This is a genomic window from Paenibacillus alkalitolerans (assembly GCF_016482785.1).
GTDB classification, from domain to species: domain Bacteria; phylum Bacillota; class Bacilli; order Paenibacillales; family YIM-B00363; genus Paenibacillus_AE; species Paenibacillus_AE alkalitolerans.
In genome coordinates, this window is record NZ_JAEMXM010000006.1 from 149,459 (window position 1) to 166,562 (window position 17,104).

At 48.3% G+C, this 17,104-nt stretch carries 21 protein-coding genes; 4 read left to right on the forward strand and 17 right to left on the reverse strand.

All coding sequences use genetic code 11. The features are described from left to right. Nucleotides 1-4: 4 nt before the first annotated feature. From JET16_RS12190 to JET16_RS12215, 6 genes are all read right to left on the reverse strand, one after another. The gene (locus tag JET16_RS12190; protein WP_199616256.1) at nt 5-433 is read right to left on the reverse strand and encodes a VOC family protein; all 429 of its coding nucleotides are present in this window, start codon (nt 431-433) and stop codon (nt 5-7) included. A 75-nt stretch (nt 434-508) separates the two neighbouring features. Then, nucleotides 509-1,216 (reverse strand): RNA polymerase sigma factor, encoded by a 708-nt coding sequence (locus tag JET16_RS12195; RefSeq protein ID WP_199616258.1) that lies wholly within the window; start codon nt 1,214-1,216, stop codon nt 509-511. A gap of 139 nt (nt 1,217-1,355) precedes the next feature. After that, nucleotides 1,356-2,264 carry an amidoligase family protein gene (locus JET16_RS12200; protein ID WP_199616260.1) on the reverse strand — a complete coding sequence of 303 codons (909 nt, stop codon included), beginning with the start codon at nt 2,262-2,264 and terminating at the stop codon, nt 1,356-1,358. Between the two features lie 266 nt (nt 2,265-2,530). Continuing rightward, nucleotides 2,531-3,115: an RNA polymerase sigma factor gene (locus JET16_RS12205; RefSeq protein WP_199616262.1), complete on the reverse strand. Its 585-nt coding sequence runs from the start codon at nt 3,113-3,115 to the stop codon at nt 2,531-2,533. Then, a complete protein-coding gene (locus JET16_RS12210) occupies nt 3,112-3,804 on the reverse strand; it encodes a hypothetical protein (protein ID WP_199616263.1) in 693 nt (230 codons plus the stop codon). Before JET16_RS12210 ends, JET16_RS12205 begins: the two co-directional genes overlap by 4 nt. Before the next feature lie 402 nt (nt 3,805-4,206). Beyond that, the gene (locus JET16_RS12215; RefSeq protein ID WP_199616264.1) at nt 4,207-4,800 is read right to left on the reverse strand and encodes a DUF1349 domain-containing protein; all 594 of its coding nucleotides are present in this window, start codon (nt 4,798-4,800) and stop codon (nt 4,207-4,209) included. A gap of 94 nt (nt 4,801-4,894) precedes the next feature. On the opposite strand from JET16_RS12215, the gene JET16_RS12220 reads away from it, so the two are divergent. Further along, a complete protein-coding gene (locus JET16_RS12220) occupies nt 4,895-5,521 on the forward strand; it encodes a LysE family translocator (RefSeq protein WP_199616265.1) in 627 nt (208 codons plus the stop codon). A gap of 371 nt (nt 5,522-5,892) precedes the next feature. Here JET16_RS12220 and JET16_RS12225 read toward each other — a convergent pair whose 3' ends face one another. The 4 genes from JET16_RS12225 to JET16_RS12240 form a co-directional block, all read right to left on the reverse strand. Next, on the reverse strand, nt 5,893-6,360 hold the full coding sequence (locus tag JET16_RS12225; RefSeq protein ID WP_199616266.1) for a Dabb family protein: 468 nt from the start codon (nt 6,358-6,360) through the stop codon (nt 5,893-5,895). Between the two features lie 176 nt (nt 6,361-6,536). Further along, a complete protein-coding gene (gene asd, locus JET16_RS12230) occupies nt 6,537-7,607 on the reverse strand; it encodes an aspartate-semialdehyde dehydrogenase (protein WP_199616267.1) in 1,071 nt (356 codons plus the stop codon). 68 nt (nt 7,608-7,675) lie between these two features. Beyond that, nucleotides 7,676-8,335, reverse strand: a complete 660-nt coding sequence (locus JET16_RS12235; protein WP_325176680.1) for a SanA/YdcF family protein — start codon at nt 8,333-8,335, stop codon at nt 7,676-7,678. Between the two features lie 26 nt (nt 8,336-8,361). Continuing rightward, complete coding sequence (locus tag JET16_RS12240) at nt 8,362-8,925, reverse strand: GNAT family N-acetyltransferase (protein ID WP_199616268.1); 564 nt, start codon at nt 8,923-8,925, stop codon at nt 8,362-8,364. A 123-nt stretch (nt 8,926-9,048) separates the two neighbouring features. Here JET16_RS12240 and JET16_RS12245 point away from each other — a divergent pair, with 123 nt between their 5' ends. Further along, nucleotides 9,049-9,513, forward strand: a complete 465-nt coding sequence (locus JET16_RS12245; protein WP_199616270.1) for a methyltransferase domain-containing protein — start codon at nt 9,049-9,051, stop codon at nt 9,511-9,513. Between the two features lie 61 nt (nt 9,514-9,574). Here the strand turns inward: JET16_RS12245 and JET16_RS12250 are convergent, their stop codons facing one another. From JET16_RS12250 to JET16_RS12265, 4 genes are all read right to left on the reverse strand, one after another. Next, nucleotides 9,575-10,114, reverse strand: coding sequence for an RsfA family transcriptional regulator (locus JET16_RS12250; RefSeq protein WP_199616271.1), 540 nt, complete (start codon nt 10,112-10,114; stop codon nt 9,575-9,577). 110 nt (nt 10,115-10,224) lie between these two features. Then, a complete protein-coding gene (locus JET16_RS12255; protein WP_199616272.1) occupies nt 10,225-11,151 on the reverse strand; it encodes a vanadium-dependent haloperoxidase in 927 nt (308 codons plus the stop codon). Nucleotides 11,152-11,578: 427 nt separating this feature from the next. Next, nucleotides 11,579-11,779, reverse strand: coding sequence for a hypothetical protein (locus JET16_RS12260; protein WP_199616273.1), 201 nt, complete (start codon nt 11,777-11,779; stop codon nt 11,579-11,581). Between the two features lie 156 nt (nt 11,780-11,935). Beyond that, nucleotides 11,936-13,213 (reverse strand): adenylosuccinate synthase, encoded by a 1,278-nt coding sequence (locus JET16_RS12265; RefSeq protein WP_199616274.1) that lies wholly within the window; start codon nt 13,211-13,213, stop codon nt 11,936-11,938. Between the two features lie 112 nt (nt 13,214-13,325). On the opposite strand from JET16_RS12265, the gene JET16_RS12270 reads away from it, so the two are divergent. Continuing rightward, the gene (locus tag JET16_RS12270; protein WP_199616275.1) at nt 13,326-14,204 is read left to right on the forward strand and encodes a LysR family transcriptional regulator; all 879 of its coding nucleotides are present in this window, start codon (nt 13,326-13,328) and stop codon (nt 14,202-14,204) included. A gap of 299 nt (nt 14,205-14,503) precedes the next feature. Here the strand turns inward: JET16_RS12270 and JET16_RS12275 are convergent, their stop codons facing one another. Both JET16_RS12275 and JET16_RS12280 read right to left on the reverse strand, forming a co-directional pair. Then, a complete protein-coding gene (locus tag JET16_RS12275; RefSeq protein WP_199616276.1) occupies nt 14,504-14,734 on the reverse strand; it encodes a hypothetical protein in 231 nt (76 codons plus the stop codon). Nucleotides 14,735-14,892: 158 nt separating this feature from the next. Next, entirely contained in the window at nt 14,893-15,765 is an 873-nt protein-coding gene (locus JET16_RS12280) for a LysR family transcriptional regulator (RefSeq protein ID WP_199616277.1), read from the reverse strand. Between the two features lie 123 nt (nt 15,766-15,888). On the opposite strand from JET16_RS12280, the gene dapA reads away from it, so the two are divergent. Further along, nucleotides 15,889-16,773, forward strand: a complete 885-nt coding sequence (dapA, locus tag JET16_RS12285; RefSeq protein ID WP_199616278.1) for a 4-hydroxy-tetrahydrodipicolinate synthase — start codon at nt 15,889-15,891, stop codon at nt 16,771-16,773. Here the strand turns inward: dapA and JET16_RS12290 are convergent. After that, nucleotides 16,750-17,088, reverse strand: coding sequence for a DUF1284 domain-containing protein (locus JET16_RS12290; protein ID WP_199616280.1), 339 nt, complete (start codon nt 17,086-17,088; stop codon nt 16,750-16,752). The genes dapA and JET16_RS12290 overlap by 24 nt on opposite strands. Between the last annotated feature and the right edge of the window lie 16 nt (nt 17,089-17,104).

A 17,104-nucleotide genomic window follows, 5' to 3' on the forward strand; every position in this document is an offset into this window, starting at 1 on the left:
ACACTCACCTCGAAATCCCGGCAAGTTGGCCGTTTAACGATTCGAGTCTGCGGGTTAAGCTTATGTTTTCCCATACATCAATCAAGTTGCCGTCAGGGTCATGGAACGAAAAGAACTTCCCCATTTCGCCTTCATCGTTAATGCCACCGATATTCACACCGTTTTGGGACATATGTGCATGGAGCGAATGGATGTCATCCGTACAAAATGTGATGATCCAGTGTTCCTTCCCTTTCAATGTAAACGATGCTCTGGAACGATCGTCCGTCTTCATTAAAACAAGGATCGGCCGGTCGTTTACAAACAAGCTGACGAAGTCATCCGTTCGGTGTACGACTTGAAACCCAAACATGTTCTTATACCATAAAGCGGATGTTTCAGGATTCGTGACCGGTATGATGTTATAAGCAATGCCTTGCACATTCCCTCTCACTGCATCATTACCTCCTTAACTTTTGATATATAATTAACGGTTTCCAGACAACAAACCAAACACACGACAAAAAAATTATGCGGTTACCCTGAACATATTTCCATCAGGGTCCGTGAAGTAGAACGAAAGCTTCCCGTCCACTAGTTTCATAGTGCTAATTACAATGCCTTGCTCTGTCAGTCCGAGGTATGCTCTACAAATAGCTTTCGGGTCTCTTCTTCTAAATGCGTCCACGATGGCGTCAAAATTGATCGGTTCTTCTTCGTCACTTGTTTTGATGCTGGGGCGAGATTCCTCGAAGAACGGATCCGCCAGTTTTTGTTGAGCCAGCTTCTTGAGACGGGAACGTACACGCCCCAACGTGACTTGCACTGCTCCTTCGGTTGAACCTAGCAGCCCAGCCGTTTCTTTCGCAGTAAAATCAAACACGTCCATAAGCAACAAGATGACCATCGCTCGCGGAGACAATCGGTGAGCCAATACCTCTAATAGCTCCCGTGTAGAAAGATTGTCGTCTTCTCTCGCTTGCATGAAAGGATCGTCTCGAACGGTTCGCTTGTTTTGTTTCTCTTTCTTGCATTTGTCGTTCCAAGTATTCACGGCGATTCGGTACAAATATGCATTCGTGATATCTCTTGAGGGTTCGGTTTCCAGCGCTCTCATGACTTTCACGAGCACATCCTGCGCCAGATCCTCCGCATCCCACTTGTCTCCGGCAATTTTCAAACTGTATCTTGTAACGATTTGCTTGATCGCAGTCAGGTCCTTGTTTGATGAATTCATACTTAACTCCCTGTACTTGTAGCGCCTCAATGCGGATTTCCAAACCGTGTTTCATTCCCAAATATAACCTGACGGTGTTACCGCGGTAAAGAAAAAAAATGAAATCCCCCTCCGCTTGTTCAGCGAAAGGGGACGTCATCTACATGAGTGGGCCTCTTACAAGTTCCCAACCTTCGGCAGGCGGCCGAAGGACGTATTCGGTGAGTTTTCCGTCAGCATCTTCTACTGATACCAAAATACCGTCGGGGACGGGCAAAACGTGATGGATTTCTCCATCCTTCACATGGTGTGCTGCAAGCGGCTGCAGCGCCGGAATGAGCGACTCCTCCAGCCATGTCCTTTCCCTGAACCAACGCGGTGTTGGAACCGAAGGAGGGTATCCGTCAAGCGAGGCGCCCAATTGCGCTGCCATTTGCTGAGGATCGCTTGAAAGTTCGCGACCGGCGCCAACTGCCGCAACGAAGCGTAAACAAAACTCGATCGTATTAATCACTTCGTCATAACCGAGCGATCCGTTCGCGTAACGGATTTCAACGGTTCTAATATCGAACCATGCAGCAAGATTAATACCGCACCGATGCGATTGCGGTCGTCCGCGATGATGAAACGCCGTTGGCCCCGGGTCGGCTAGAAACCTTTCCCGCATCTCCGGTGTAACAGGAGGGCAATAAACCAAACGGTGCTCGGCGGTGTTCAGCAGTGCTTGTATCGATTCTTGATACTTCACCGCCGCATCTAGCAGAGGGAGCACAATATCTTGACCCCACGGCTCCAGACCGATGTGAACATGCAGACCGCAGCTCCAATTGCTCGATGCACCTAGTGCTTGAAGTCTGGTCAACATCTCCCGGATTTGTCCCCGGTCTTCCCAGAGCATCGGTGGCGGTTTCAACTCGCTGCCGGAATCCTCTCCGGTTTCGTCTATCTGCAGTTCGTCCAATGACATGATCCAACCGGGCAATAGTTCCACTTGTTCAGGCTTGCCGCCAATAAACTCAATTTCAACGCCAAATCTAAGGTTTTTCCAATCCACTATTTTCGGCCACATCTATTACCGCTCCTCTCTATTCATGGGAAACCGATTCAACATGAACAGAGAAGGCGGAGGACCACGGGATTAACGGGGGATTTTTTTTCTGGGCACAATGATCTCTCCTTAGCCGGTGAGTTGGTTTATGCGAAGAAGAAAGTTCAGGTTCTGATATAAATAAGGCAGCCATTCCAGATTGTCATTTGGTTGCTTGTGCAACACGTTACTTCGTATTTGCTTCCTTTCATCAACGCTCAGACGCGTTTGATCCGCCCATTCTTCGATTAACTGCTCCAATTCGCACTGCCGGAAGTCTGACATCGGGACTCACCCCCCTCTCCAAAGCTCCGCTCCATCATAGTTGTGATCAATTTGCGGGCCTTCATTAATTTATGTCTCACTGTTCCCGACGGCAGCCCCAGCGCCGCACCGATTTCACTACTGTTCATGCACCCGATCGAAGTCATGCAAAAAATCGTCCGAAGATCGGCAGGAAGTGCGTTAACGGCTTTGGAGAGCTCTCGGTAGCTTTCTCTCGCTTCCACGATTTCCGCGGGTCCTTTTTGCCCATGATCAGAAATCATCTTCTCCGGTATGGAGTCCATTGTCTCCTCTGCACGTATACCTTTCTTGCGGTAATAATCCGCCGCCATGTTTTGTGCGACCCTATAAATCCAGTAGCGCTGATTCGCCTCTGCCAACGAATGGAGGTAAGCGATCTGCTTCCAAATTTTCAAGAACAGCTCCTGCAGCAGTTCAATTGCGATTTCCCTATGGCCGGTTTTGCTTACAAAAAAAGCAAATAATCCTTGATAGTGCCGATCATATATGGTTTGAAACGCAGCGTCAAGAGTCCCGTGTTCCGTCATAGCGCCACATTGATTTTGTCATCTTTCAATGGTATGATTTTGCCCGCCTTTTCCGTTGCTTTCACTTGCAGTATCCCGGTAAGGGATTTGGGAGCCTTCAAAGTGCCGGCGAGTACGATCTCGGATACTTTGGACTTCAGCAATTCCGGTGTTACGTCGTCGTCAATCGTGAACATTCCGCACAACACCCAGAAAATCGGTTCGTCCAACAGTTCAAAAAAATCTTTCGTAAAATGATCCGAACCCGTGAAGAAGCGTAGATTCGCTCCATAGTAGACGAGTTGGCCGTCGCAGCGCGTAATGGCGGGCGCAAGAGCAGGCTCGCTTCCTCTCGGCGCAAGAAGTTGGCCTATCACAATAATCCGCTTATAAGTAACTTGCTGCACTGCGGATGTAATCGTCAGCTGTCCAACAATAACCAAAGAATCTTTCCCGCCTGCATTAGCTAATGATTCGCCGCTCATTTTCGTCTCTCCGCAAATAATAACATTTTCGCCTTCGGGAACTGAGACGATGCTTGCTACGTTTTCTATGGAAATTTGCAACAACTTCGAATGAAGCGACTCCGGGACGAGGATGAGGGCGACATTTGATATTTTTCTTAAGGATGTCAATTCTTCGGGAGTTTTTAGACTTGTGAGATCCAACAACGGTAAGTTTTCGATCACGCCAACTCTGTTATCCTGCATGTAACAAACCTCCTGTTTGTGTTGTCACTATGTAAGACGTTTCAGGGCGATAAGTGTTGAGGTCGTGAGAAAAGAGATGACAATAACCGCAAATTGGCGTACCATTTTAATAAAAATGACGCCAACAACAAAATTTTTCGCCGCACAAACACGGGGATTTCAGCTACAGGAATGAGCACGGACAAGAAAGAGGGTATGGTTCTCGAAAGATACTTGTTCTCGAACGACGGTCTGCGCGAAGGCAAACTGATTATGGAAGTATTTGCCCCTTTTCAGTGAAAATTGCGTTCAGCCGCTCTTCCGATATTTATCGAGTGTTGAACCCATGTTCCCGGATTGGATGATGCCGCATCACTAAACAATTGTCCGGCGTATTCCCGAATTTCTACAGACCTCATGCATTCAAAACCTACTTTCAATCTCCGGTTCGGTAATAATTAGATTCATGAAATGAACAGTGCTTCCAATTCCTTGGGGGGATTGAGCTACGATCCCCGCCTTTCCTCCGCTTGGAATAAGCATGCCGAAATAACGAATTAATTTCCAATTATCACCGTCTGCGGAGTAGAAAAAAGAAACACAATCTTCTACTTTTCTTATTTTCAAATAGGGATTGGCTACTTGAACTTCCTCCGAGTTGCAGTCATCCGACAGGCCATCTTTCGTAACGACCGAAACAATGGTTGCAGCCTCTCCATTAAATTCAAAGCATAATTTACACCAATTTTTCTCGTCAGCCATAAGCATCAAGCATCCTGAGTCATATTTCTTTTGCATATCGACTGTCAACTGCGTTGTCATTTCAAAGGATTGCCCTACTGGCATGGAAAGAAAAGGGGCCGAACTACGGATATGCTTTCCAGCAGGATCGCAAAAGAAATCAGCTCCTATAGGAGCTTCAATGATTATGCCCCCTTGATCTGTAAATCTCCATTGTTCAGGCTCATTTATCCACGAAAGTTTGGATTGCATATCATTATTTAATACGTTACTCATTATTATCCTCCCAATGTGCATTTTACATATATAATTCTGCCTACAGAATCTAAACCCTCTTTAATAACATAATTTACCAGTAGGAGGAAACTAAATGTTCGACATTCCAACTTTAGGTACGTTTGCGGCAGTTGTGCTTGGCCTATTTTTAATACCAGGTCCGGCTGTTCTTCTTACGGTAACTCGTGCGCTTCAAAGCGGACATAAAGCGGGCATTATGGCCGGACTTGGCATAGCTACCGGTGATCTCATTCATACGTTATTTGCCGCGGCAGGGCTTTCTGCCATATTGATGACGTCCGCACTCGCATTTAACTTTGTTAAGTTTGCAGGAGTGGCGTACTTGCTGTATTTGGGCATTCGCGCGATAATGGAAAAGCCCGCGGACCCTGAGCTGCCAAAGGTTGCATTGGCGGCGCCATTAAAATCATACGGACTGGCAATTATCGCGGAAATTCTGAACCCGAAAACAGCGCTTTTCTTTCTAGCATTATTACCGCAATTCGTTCATCCGGAACGCGGAGAAGCCATTGCTCAGTTTTTGATGCTCGGATTAATCTTTGTGATTTTAAGCGCAATGTATACAACGATTATTGCGCTAAGTATCCGTACACTTGGGCGGATGGTTAAGCGCGCAACTTGGATCAGTCGATGGAGCGGCAAGATTGTAGGGGCGATTTATATCGGACTAGGCTTAAAAGTCGCGCTTCAGCAACGATAATCAGTAATGACTTGGCTTATTTGCACGGATTTTTTGCTTACCGACCGACTGGAACCAATAATTGCATCAGGTCCGTCATATCGTCATGATATCTCTCGATACCCGGCCCCACCGGTTCTACTCCATACTTCTATCCTCCGACATGGTTAGTAAACACAACATCATACTCGACACCGTATTTATCGAGCAGCCCTATCAACGGTTCCAGTTCATGATCCAACGCCTCCCCCAGGAAAATAAAAAACGCGCCGGACCCGATGGTCCTGCGCGCTTAGGTTGATTTCGCATGCTTGTAAACATGTTTCGATCTCCTTCGTGCCTTGATTGATAAGCAATTATATCGGTTCGAAACGACGTTCGCAAGTGAGCGATCAGCATGTTTTAAAATCGGTAATGAGGAAACGGTCGACCTTTTTATCCCACTCTTCTTCTCTCCATTTTACGTGGGCGGGGTGGTTCCGGTACGCTTCATAGATAGATGGATTGGCGAATTCCGCAGTAAAACCGTACTTATACTCGTTTTGCGGGTTGACTTGACAAAAAACGTTGAAATGCTCGACCCCCGGAATAGAACCAAGTACTTGCCATGCTGAAGAGAAGAAGGTTCCCGCTTCCTCAGCGCTGACCCCCGGCTTCAAAGAAAACAGCACGATGTGCCGGATTCGTTCTCCCGTCGGTGCAGCCATTGGAACAGGATAATACCGATACCAATCCATCCGCTGAGGAAAAGCTTGCGGATGCGGATAGTATGGGTATGGTCCCGGTTGATAATAGTAAGCAGGATGCACTGGGTTCATGTACTGAACCCCATGAAATACTCTCGGATCGTAATAATACATTTCGAATCTCCTCCCGTTGCCCGCACTTTTTCCCTTTTTGCAACCACCGCCTATTTATACTTACGATTTTTTCGATACGCATATGATTTCACCCGAAAAAAAGTAACCCGCCCCCTGCATCCGCAAGAGACGAGTTACTTTTTAGAAGCTCATTGAGTGAAAATTTTATCGAAAACTTACCCCAACAATCCCTGCTCCAACATCGATTCGGCGAGCAGCACGGCTCCTTTGCCCGCACCCATCTTGGTGTTGTGGGACACCAGCACATATTTAACGCCGCCTAACACCGGCTCATCCTCAAGACGACCGATGCTGGTGGTCATTCCGTCGCCCAAATCCCGGTCCAATCGGGGCTGCGGGCGGTACGGATCGTCAAATACATGGATCATCCGGTCGGGCGCGGAATGCAAACGTCTTCCATGAAAGGGGTTGTAATCTTGCAATACCTTCTTGATCTCTGACAGATCCGGTCTTTTTCTTAATCCGACAAATACGGATTCCGTATGTCCGTCCAGCACATTCGCCCGCGTGCAGAGGCAGTTGATATTAATCTCGGCGGGTGATATAGCGTCATTCGAGCATTCTCCGAGTATTTTCAGAAGCTCTTTTCTTACCTTGCCTTCCTCGTTCGGTATATATGGAATAATGTTGTCAAGCACATCCAAGGTTCTTACCCCGGGACTTCTCCCCGCGCCGCTGACGGATTGCATCGAAACCATCAGCACGTTGTTCACCCCGAAGTGTTGATGCAGAGGTTTAAGGGTTATGGCGAGTCCGGTAACGGTACAGTTGGGAACAGGCAGAACAAAGCCCTTCCATCCTCGTTCCCTCTGCTGCCTGATAACCAGCTTCGCATGCTCGTCATTGACGCCGGTAATCAACAGGGGAGTATCGTCATAATACCGGAAAGCGGAAGCTGTGGAGAAGGTGGGAGTCGTCGCGGCGAACCACGGTTCCAATTCTTTGGCTAGATCCGATTCGATAGCCGTAAATATGACATCAACGGATTTGGGATCAAATTCTTTGGAAGAAATGACCGGCACATCCGACATATCCTCGGGAACCGGCGTACTTTGCGTCCATCTTGAAGAGCCGTTTGCCTCCAAAAGCGCCTCTTTGTAGTTCTTGACCGTTCTGGAAGTAACCATAGTTACGACTTCAAAATCCGGATGCCGCGTTAACGCTTGAACAAATTGCTGACCGGCCATCCCGGTCGCTCCGACAATCGCCGCCCTTAGTCTGCCCACACAAACCACTCCCTAAGTAATTTATACCATTTTATGGAGTGCCATATGTTTGCGTCAATCGTTTTTTTCTAATCATGCGTTGCCCTGCCGTCCCCTGTAATCGGGAACTGCTGGCCAAGATATGTAGGCTTCGGTTTTGTGACGTGTACGAACAGGAAATCTTTGACTCTTGCGAGTTTTTCCCTTGCTTCGTATTTCTCCGCACCGTAATAGCTCCTTGGATCGCTGGCAACGCCGTACGCATCGATTCCTAGTACTCGAGCCACGTACACCGCTCTTTTCAAGTGATAGCCTTGAGTCACTATGATTATTTTTTTCGCGCCGAAAATATCCCTCGCCCGGTACACGCTCTCATATGTGCTGAATCCGGCATGATCCATAAAGATATCCTCAGGCGGTACGCCTCTTTCTTCCAAAAAACCTTTCATCGCATTCACTTCATCGTACTCCACGGTGCCGTGATCGCCGCTTACAATGATCTTCGGCGCTTTTCCGGCTTGATATAACTCTAAACCTCCTTCAAGACGGTCATTCAGCATCGGTGATACATGTGATTCGGAGTATACGCGAGCGCCGAGAATTAGAATCGCTTCAGCTTCCGGAGTGCGGCCGGGTTCCTTGATGTGTTCGGCGGTTGCGCTACCGATCCACATGTTCACGCCTATAAGGCAGGCAGCTCCTATTGCAACGATTGACGCGGCGGCAGCCAGGTATGTTTTTATTTTCACGTATGTTTGACTCCTCTCCGGTAACACTATTCCTTTGACTCAGACAGCTTAAATAATGTTTCATACCGTTCGTAAAATTCATCCTTCAATATTCCAAAGAAATGCACATCATGACGATCGCCGTTATGCACTTCATGTTTTCTAAGCAGCCCTTCTTTTATGAACCCGACAGATTCGAGGCACTTTTGCGAGCGGACATTGAAACCGTACGTTTCGGCGTATACTTTTTCTAAGTTTTCCACTTTGAAAGCATAATCCAACATGATTCTTACCGTAGATTTTCCGAAACCTTGATTTCTGGCATTGGGATTGCCTATGTTCACACCCAAAGAGGCGCGCCGATTCAGTCTGTCTATGGATTCCAGCTTGACTCTTCCTATCAACCCTTTGTCAATTTCAATGCCGAATTCAATTGCGTCATCGGGCGGGTTCATAAGAGCTTTTTGCAACCTTTCCTTAAAATGTTCCCGCGAGCGCTTTTTGCCCCAAGAAGAGTACATATCTATATCGAAATCGAGATGCCAATCATACATCGTGTCGATTTCGTCAGATTCAATCGGTCTTAAAGTTACGCCATCTATAGTGAACATACCGCATCCCTCCATTTCACACGTTCAATTCTAAAGAGAAAATGCAAACTGAGCAATCAAAAAGAAATCGCCGCGCTAGTTGTACGTTAGAATAGGATATATTTGCAAAAGGGGGTACTTGTCATGGCAAAGACGATAGCGGATAGGTTCATATGGGTAGTGGACAGGCTTGCGGCGGCTTCTTCCGATCGCCTGCTTGAAATAGGGTGCGGGAATGGAACGGCGGTGGAGAAAATGATACATCTCGCCAAAAGGAACAATGCCGATCATATTTCGGCCGGGAAGGTGAGTTTCGTTCACGCTGCGCTGCACGAGGCCGATTTGGGGCAAAGCCGGTTTAGCAAAATATTTGCGGTAAACGTTAATTTGTTCTGGATGAATGCTGCAAGAGAGCTTGAAATCATTAAAGAGCGATTGCTGCCGGAAGGCGCCGTTTACTTGTTCAATTATCCGCCTGCCGCAGCAAAGCTCCGGTATATCACCGAACGCATGAGCCTAAATTTGCTGAATGCAGGATTAGAGATTAAACATATATTCATTCATGACAAAAATCCGGGGGTCTGCATAGTTTCTGCGATCAAAGAATGATCTTACAATAAGAAAGCAACCCTGCGCGGGTTGCTTCTTTTTAAATTCCATCGCTATTTTCCTAAAGAGCCTTCAACTTCCTTGCATTCTCCAATATTTTCAGGAATGTCTGATAATCCTCGGAAATTACCTCAGCCGGGCGATCATTCACAAGCAAGTCGTTCAGACGATTGATCTCCACGTCTTTTCTCTCCAACTCTTGACGGAGCCGTGTAATTTCACTCGCCATGTTCATAATTGTGATCTTATACCGATTCGCAATCTCGATGATCATATCGAGCTGTTCGACTGCGGAATCCGTTAGAATAACCTCGACAGCCGGCTGTTGTTCTTGAATTTGATGAACCTGATGTGCGTGAAGTCTCGGTCCCTGCGTTGTCCGCTGCCGTTTCGCCTCTTGTATTTTCACTTCGTACTGCTTGCGTACCGTTGCGTTCCACCGGAAGCCGCAGGCGCTCGCCGTCCGGTTTAAACGCTCGCCTACTTCATCAAACGCCTTCAACTGCGTGCTGCCTTCCCTTATATGTCTTATTACCGTCTCGGCCAGTATGTTATCATCATCCGGCGTCCACGAATCCTTGCGGATTGCTTGTTCTGACATCCTTTTCACCTCATGGGACAAGTTGGTATTATTCTCATCTTATCCACGAAATGCTCTTTATATGCTTTATAGCCGAGATAAAAGGTAGATTTGTTCGGTGGCCGCTTCAATCATATTCGCTTTTTATCTAAAATCACGCGACTCACCGTATGTCTTCTTAACGTTTTCTTACGGCAAGCGCAAATGCGTTTTGACATCGGACTGACTTTGGACCGGCAGCTGCATACGTAATGGTCAAAATTATAAGGAATTACTTGCCTGTATGATTTCGCCGGCGGCAGAATCACTTTGCGTTTTCGGTTGAACGGCATGTCAATAGGTTGATAATCACTGTTATCTTGATTCTGTAGTGTGTTAACGACAATATTACCGATCTGTCTGCCCAGAACCAAACCTTGTTCATTGTCGGCAGGGAAGTGTACACCGGCATATAAACGCGAAATCGCGCATTCTTCAGCCAATTTCCTCAAGTCTGCCGATTTGGCGGGAAAGAAATAACTTAAAACCGTTTCGGCGCAACCTGACATGGCGGAATGGCCTGACGGATAAGCGGGAAACCGCGGTGTGCATAAAATCGGGGCCAAATTCCGATCCAATTGATTCGGCCGGGCAATGTTATATAGATACTTTAGATGCCAAGTAACGACAAACGCATCGTTGATAGCCGCATACATGGCCGCCAATATGCGCGAAGCTCTGGCGGGGCTCACATCATATGCGTCAACCAAGCGGTCGGCGACCGGGGTCCATTGTTTCGTTGCCACACCCGAGCCCCAATATTTTGCAATTTTTATTTTTGTTCTGGTCAAAGACTTTAAAGTTTTCCGGACCGTTCTTAGCTGCTCCGAGAAATCGATCGACGACGGATCCGCAATTTCCCAATTGATCGGCATTCCCTCTAATGTTGTGAAATTTCCATTTCCTTTGTTCTGTAAGTAATAGGTCTGCCAAGAACCGGCAAGAGGGTCAACCGGATCGGAAGGAGGCTCCCTCTCTCCTGCGTAGATCAGTTCCGACCAAAGCAATTTAACACTCATCGTCCGACACTCACCCCAAAGGTTTCATATCCCCATCATACTCAAGAACTATGAACTGGGTGAACGCCTTACATGGATTTTTTTAACAACGACCTCCGATTGTGTCAATAAAAAAACCGCAGCAACCAGCTACGGGGATCGTCATTATCGCGCGTGTTTCATCCAGATGGAAATGAATATAGCGCCGGTTTTCGCCAAAATTCTTTTGCCTGTACTCCGAAGTGAAATCATAAAACCTGAGCGAATGGAAGAGTGGCTCTACACTTTTGGAGGATATGTTACAATTCATGATTCAAGGAGTTCGAACAAATCCAGAGTCATCCTGCAAACTTCCGCCTTATTGTTCAACGATTTCAACCGTGCATTCACCGTAGCGCGTCCGCAAAGACCGCATGCCTTTGATTTTCACTTTTGCAATTAATGATGTTTACCGCTTTGTCCAGCTGACGGCTCCAATATTTGTCCACGCACCAGCAGCTGTCCGCACACATCGGCGTCTTATTGCCCCACGAGAAGGCCGGCGGCAAATTCGTGTCGGCCTGAGATGCATTTCGTTGGACACGTTCAGCGTCTCGGCAATTTCTTTCAACGCGTTCAGTTCTTCCTCGCGCGCTCGTTTCCGGGTCATGGCAGCCCCCTCGACATCTCTGCTTTGGTAAGGAAATTATAACATTGAAATTCATGAAGTTTCTTGAAGACCGAATATTTCAATGTTGCAACCAAACCTTCCTTTATTCGCGGTCTTGCTTCTTTGAATATACTTCGATGAAGGTTTGGTTATATCTTATCTCTCGATAATCTGCTCGCGTTTCGGGCCGACGGATACCCAACGGATCGGCACATCGATCAATTTTTCAATACGGAGCACATAGTGTTGAGCGTTTACCGGCAATTCGTCAAATTTCCGGATGCCCGATATATCGCTCCTCCAACCGGGCAGCTTCTCCAACACAGGCATCGCATGCTCGAGCCGTGCGGTTACAGGAAAATGCGTCGTTGTCTCCCCATCTGTCCGGTAAGCCGTGCAGACCGGAATTTCGTCCAAATAACCGAGAACGTCCAAGTTCGTCAACGCGGCTTCCGTCGCGCCTTGCACGATGCACCCGTATCTTGTAGCCACCGCATCAAACCATCCCATCCGCCGCGACCGGCCCGTCGTCGCGCCGTATTCGCCGGCGTCCCCTCCCCGGCGCCGCAGTTCGTCAGCCTCTTCACCAGAGATTTCCGTCACAAAAGGTCCAGCCCCGACACAACTCGAATACGCCTTTACTACAGCAACGACTTTCTTGATCGCATAGGGAGGCACCCCTGCTCCGACCGGCGCAAATCCGGAAAGCGTCGATGACGAAGTCGAATACGGATAGATTCCATGATCGGGATCCCTCAGCGCTCCCAATTGCCCTTCCATTAATATGCGCTCGCCCCTTGCCAACGCCTCTTGAAAGAGTACGGACGTATCGCAGACGAACGGTTTCAACCGTTCCGCATCTTCCAACAGACCGTCTATTAACTCGTCGGCCTGAATGGCAGGTTTACCGTATAGATGCTGCAGCAGGACGCTTTTTGCTTCAAGAGACGATTCCAATCGAGCCTTAAGTCTCGGCACATTATATAAATCAGCCACCTGAACGCCCAGTTTTACATATTTATCGGCATAGAACGGTGCGATCCCGGATTTTGTCGAACCGAATTTCCGCTCCCCCAGCCGCTCCTCTTCCAACTCGTCAAACCATTTATGATAAGGGAGCACGATTTGCGCCCGGTTTGACACGCGCAATATCGGCTCAGGCACACCTCTTGACACCAGCTCTTCCCGCTCACGCAAGAAATCTTGAACGTTTAAAGCGACACCCGGACCGATTACATTGACGACTTCAGGATAAAAAACGCCCGACGGAAGCAAATGCAGCGCAAACTTGCCAAATTGATTAATAATCGTATGACCCGCATTGCTTCCGCCTTGATACCTGACGACATACCGGGACTGCGCCGCCAGTACGTCTGTAATTTTCCCTTTCCCTTCATCGCCCCAGTTCGCTCCCACAACAGCCGTAATACTCATGCAAATCGGGTCTCCTCTCGCTTGAAATCACTTCCTGATTCTAATTATAATTTGATCAATGCCATAAATAAAATTAATATTAATAATACAAAATATAAAGGCGGTTGATATCGTGGTGGAGAACATGGAGTGGTACCGCGTGTTTTACTTCGCGGCAAAGAGCGGCAGCTTATCGAGAGCAGCCGAAGAGCTTTATATTACCCAACCGGCCGTCACGCATTCCATTAAACAATTGGAGGCGAAACTCGGAGGGCAGCTGTTTTTCCGTACTTCGAGAGGGGTTAAATTAACCGCGGAGGGAGCCGTTCTCTTCAAGTACATCGAACAAGCGTACAATTTCATCGGCACCGGCGAGAGGAAAATCGCCGAAATGCATCAGCTGATGGACGGCGAGATCAAGATCGGGGCGGGGGATACGTTGTGCAAGCACTACCTTTTGCCGTATCTTGCAGCTTTCCATGAGGCTTTTCCCGGAGTGAAAATCCAAGTAACGAACCGGACGACGCCGGAGACGATCAATCTCTTGAAACAAGGAAATATCGATTTCGGCATAGTCAACCTGCCGGTGGCGGACGCGAAATTAAACGTACGGGAAAGCTTGCGGATTGAGGATTGCTTTATTGCCGGGCACAAATATAAGCAGCTTTCGGAGGGAACCGTTTCATTGGAAACTCTGGCTGCTTACCCCATTATTTTGTTGGAAAAAGGAAGCAGCACCCGAGCTTACATCGATTCGTTCGCCGGCCGGCACGGTGTTGCGATCAAGCCGGAGATCGAGCTCGGCAGCATCGACCTGTTAGTGGAATTCGCCCGGACAGGGTTTGGGATTGCGTGCGTCATCAAAAACTTTATCGCGGGTGAGCTGGAGCAGCTCGGATTATTCGAAATCAAGCTCGACAAGCCCATTCCTCCACGCAACATCGGTGTCATTACCCTGAAGGATGTGCCGATGTCGTCCGCCGCCACCCGGTTCATTGAAATGCTGCCTTAAAGTTACAAATAGGGTCAAATATTGAGCTTATTTATGTTTGTAAGGTCAAATTTTGACCCTATCACGAGATCGGTGGGCTCGGTGGAAGGGAATAAGGTCAACTTTTGAGCCTAATTCAGCGTCTTATCCAAAAAATTAAGATCCCTGGGATGATATAGGGTTAAAAATTGACCCTATTTCTTAAAATAAGGTCAACTTTTGACCCTATGCTTTCCCCGCGCCTTACTTTCAAGAATGAGCGAGCACAAAGGGTACAGATTATTGAGAATTGGCCTTTACTTTTTGTTGCATTAATACGGTCAACGTTGGCAAGCGCTGAATCCTTGATGCACTCCCGGCTTATGGCCTCCGTCCCCCAGCGTCTGGTTTTGGGCCATCGGCACAATGTGATGCTGCGCATAGTCATAGCCTGAAGGGCTTCCGTCTCCATCCGAGTCGTTGCAAGGAGGAGCCTGATGCGCCGTGGCGACGCCTGACATCATTACCGCAATTGCAATTAAACCTGTGAACGCGAGCAGCCGTTTTTTCATTTTCAATCTCCCCTCATTTATTAGTTACAATGAACTAATTCTTCTCCCTCTTTGTCGATTCCTTTGGTGAAAAAACACTATTATTGTCGAAGAAATCACGTAAACTTTTTCTCATAGACACGCCGGGAAGCGGTCTAAAGTTCCCTTAGCGGATTCAGCTATCCGTTCTTCACCATTTCCATAAGCGTAAGAAGCGGCTGCGACATCCATTTCTTGGGGTGGACGACCAATTGCAAATTCAGCCGGATACCGGGATGTGCGAAAGCGAGAGCCGCCAACTTGCCGCTTCGAACCTCCTCTTCGGCTACGATACGCGGGAGAAGCGCGACGCCGAGTCCAGCCATTACGCATCTTTTGACAGCCTCCGGATTGCCAAGCTCGAATCCGATTCGAAACGGGATATGTTCCGCTTTTAACACACTCTCCAGCATAATCCGGTAATTGCAGCTTTCCTCCGGCATGATCCACTCCATCCCGGCGAGATCGTCCAGCCGAACCTTCGAAAGCTTGGTTAAAGGGTGATCCGGCCGGGCTACAAGGATAAGCGGTTCCTCCTTAATCGGAACACAGCGCTGTGATTGGTCCGCCGGATTATCGTCCAGGAGAAAGCCGATATCGAAATCTCCCTCCTTGACCTTCTCGATCACCAGCGATTCGCTTTCCGCCTGAAGCCTGATAGCAAGCTCGGGAAATTGTTCCCGCAGCCGAAGCAGTATGGGCGGAAGGTAATATGACGCCAGCGAGTCGATCGTTCCGATCGTGAGAGTACCCCCTGATTGTTGCGCAACCTTTTCCATAGATTCCTCATACAGATCGAGCATCCGGTTGACGAGCTTCAACAATGCTTCGCCGGATGATGTAAGCCTGAGCCGCCTCCCGTACCGCTCGAATAATTGTACTCCGTACGCCTTCTCCAGCTTTTGAATCTGCGTCGTGACGCTTGATTGCGCGTAACCGAGCTCCTCTGCGGCCCGGGTGATGCTTTGCCGCCGCGCAACCTCCCGAAACGTCTGAAAATACGTCAGTTCCATTCCTTCACCATCCATTATCAATAATATTGATATTATGTATCACTTATTATAGATAACACCGATGAAATAAACCATGTTAAAGTGATCTCATCAAATCAATGAAGATTGCGAGGGGATTGTTACATGATGAATGAACGGGATGTCAGAGGTGTGTTCGTACCGGTCGTCACCCCCTTCTTGCCGAACGGGGAGCTCGATTTGGATTCGTACGGCAGTTATGCCGGGAAGCTTATGGAGCAGGGAATCCAGGGTACGGTTATTAACGGCACAACCGGGGAATCTCCTACGGTATCTTGGGAGGAAGTAGAGCTGCTCGTGGAGGTAACGAAAGAGCGAATGGCGGGAAATCGCATTCCGGTCATCGTCGGCACGGGAAGCAACGATACCGCCGCCAGCGTGAAGCTGACAGAGTTGGCCGGCAATCTGGAAGCCGATGCCGCCCTTGTCGTCGTGCCGTATTACAACCGTCCGTCGCAAGAGGGGATAATCGAGCATTTCCGGGCAGTCGCACGAGTTGGAGTTCCCGTCATTGTGTATGAGATTCCTTCCCGTACCGGTGTCACGTTAACAGTAGACACGGCAAGGAGGATTATGGAGCTCGACGGGGTAATCGGTTTAAAGGATTGTTCCGGAGGAATCGGGCTCGTCTCCGAGCTGACCCGGCTCGGCTCCAAGCCGGTTTTGTGCGGGGAGGATGAGTATTTCCACGCTATGTTATGCGCAGGTGCGTCCGGCGGTATTTTGGCATCGGCAAATGTCAACACGGGCACATTTATCGAAGTATTTCGTCACGCCGAAGCGGGCAAGTATATGAAGGCAAAAAGAACGTTCGATTCGCTTCTTCCGCTGATTCGGCTGCTGTTCCGCGAATCCAACCCGGCGCCGCTGAAATGGCTGCTTACTTACCGAGGCTTGATTGCTTCCGAAACGGTGCGCCTTCCTATGAGTCCGATAACCGAAGGGCTGAAGCTGGAACTGGAATGTTTACTTGCTCGAAATTTTCGGTAACGGTTCATTTTGCGTAATGAGTCGCACTCCGTCTCTACACAGGCCGAGCGGCTCCCATTGACAGTCATGACAAATATGCCGGATATCTTCCGGAACGACTCTCTTTGCCACTTTTTCGCAAATTTCCGACCAAGCCAGCGCGCTTTCGGCAACGCCGATGCGATCCAATATAGTTCTATCTTTCCGATAAACGCTTTCGTTCTCGCAGTGGGCGTGCTGGTCTTGGGGGAACGCCTTGCAAATATCGTCGGGTCCTTCAACGATTTCAACGAGCGTTTCCGGATGCAGACGGAGCGTTTCGTAAATGCCGGTCATGTTTTNGCTGGAACGT

Bases quoted from the DNA above. Each gene is read 5' to 3' on its own strand.
- JET16_RS12195 (WP_199616258.1), bottom strand. From the start codon at position 1,216: ATGAATTCATCAAACAAGGACCTGACTGCGATCAAGCAAATCGTTACA.
- JET16_RS12200 (WP_199616260.1), bottom strand. From the start codon at position 2,264: ATGTGGCCGAAAATAGTGGATTGGAAAAACCTTAGATTTGGCGTTGAA.
- JET16_RS12205 (WP_199616262.1), bottom strand. From the start codon at position 3,115: ATGACGGAACACGGGACTCTTGACGCTGCGTTTCAAACCATATATGAT.
- JET16_RS12210 (WP_199616263.1), bottom strand. From the start codon at position 3,804: ATGCAGGATAACAGAGTTGGCGTGATCGAAAACTTACCGTTGTTGGAT.
- JET16_RS12215 (WP_199616264.1), bottom strand. From the start codon at position 4,800: ATGAGTAACGTATTAAATAATGATATGCAATCCAAACTTTCGTGGATA.
- JET16_RS12220 (WP_199616265.1), top strand. From the start codon at position 4,895: ATGTTCGACATTCCAACTTTAGGTACGTTTGCGGCAGTTGTGCTTGGC.
- JET16_RS12225 (WP_199616266.1), bottom strand. From the start codon at position 6,360: ATGTATTATTACGATCCGAGAGTATTTCATGGGGTTCAGTACATGAAC.
- JET16_RS12240 (WP_199616268.1), bottom strand. From the start codon at position 8,925: ATGTTCACTATAGATGGCGTAACTTTAAGACCGATTGAATCTGACGAA.
- JET16_RS12245 (WP_199616270.1), top strand. From the start codon at position 9,049: ATGGCAAAGACGATAGCGGATAGGTTCATATGGGTAGTGGACAGGCTT.
- JET16_RS12250 (WP_199616271.1), bottom strand. From the start codon at position 10,114: ATGTCAGAACAAGCAATCCGCAAGGATTCGTGGACGCCGGATGATGAT.
- JET16_RS12255 (WP_199616272.1), bottom strand. From the start codon at position 11,151: ATGAGTGTTAAATTGCTTTGGTCGGAACTGATCTACGCAGGAGAGAGG.
- JET16_RS12260 (WP_199616273.1), bottom strand. From the start codon at position 11,779: ATGACCCGGAAACGAGCGCGCGAGGAAGAACTGAACGCGTTGAAAGAA.
- JET16_RS12265 (WP_199616274.1), bottom strand. From the start codon at position 13,213: ATGAGTATTACGGCTGTTGTGGGAGCGAACTGGGGCGATGAAGGGAAA.
- JET16_RS12275 (WP_199616276.1), bottom strand. From the start codon at position 14,734: ATGAAAAAACGGCTGCTCGCGTTCACAGGTTTAATTGCAATTGCGGTA.
- JET16_RS12280 (WP_199616277.1), bottom strand. From the start codon at position 15,765: ATGGAACTGACGTATTTTCAGACGTTTCGGGAGGTTGCGCGGCGGCAA.
- dapA (WP_199616278.1), top strand. From the start codon at position 15,889: ATGATGAATGAACGGGATGTCAGAGGTGTGTTCGTACCGGTCGTCACC.
- JET16_RS12290 (WP_199616280.1), bottom strand. From the start codon at position 17,088: ATGACCGGCATTTACGAAACGCTCCGTCTGCATCCGGAAACGCTCGTT.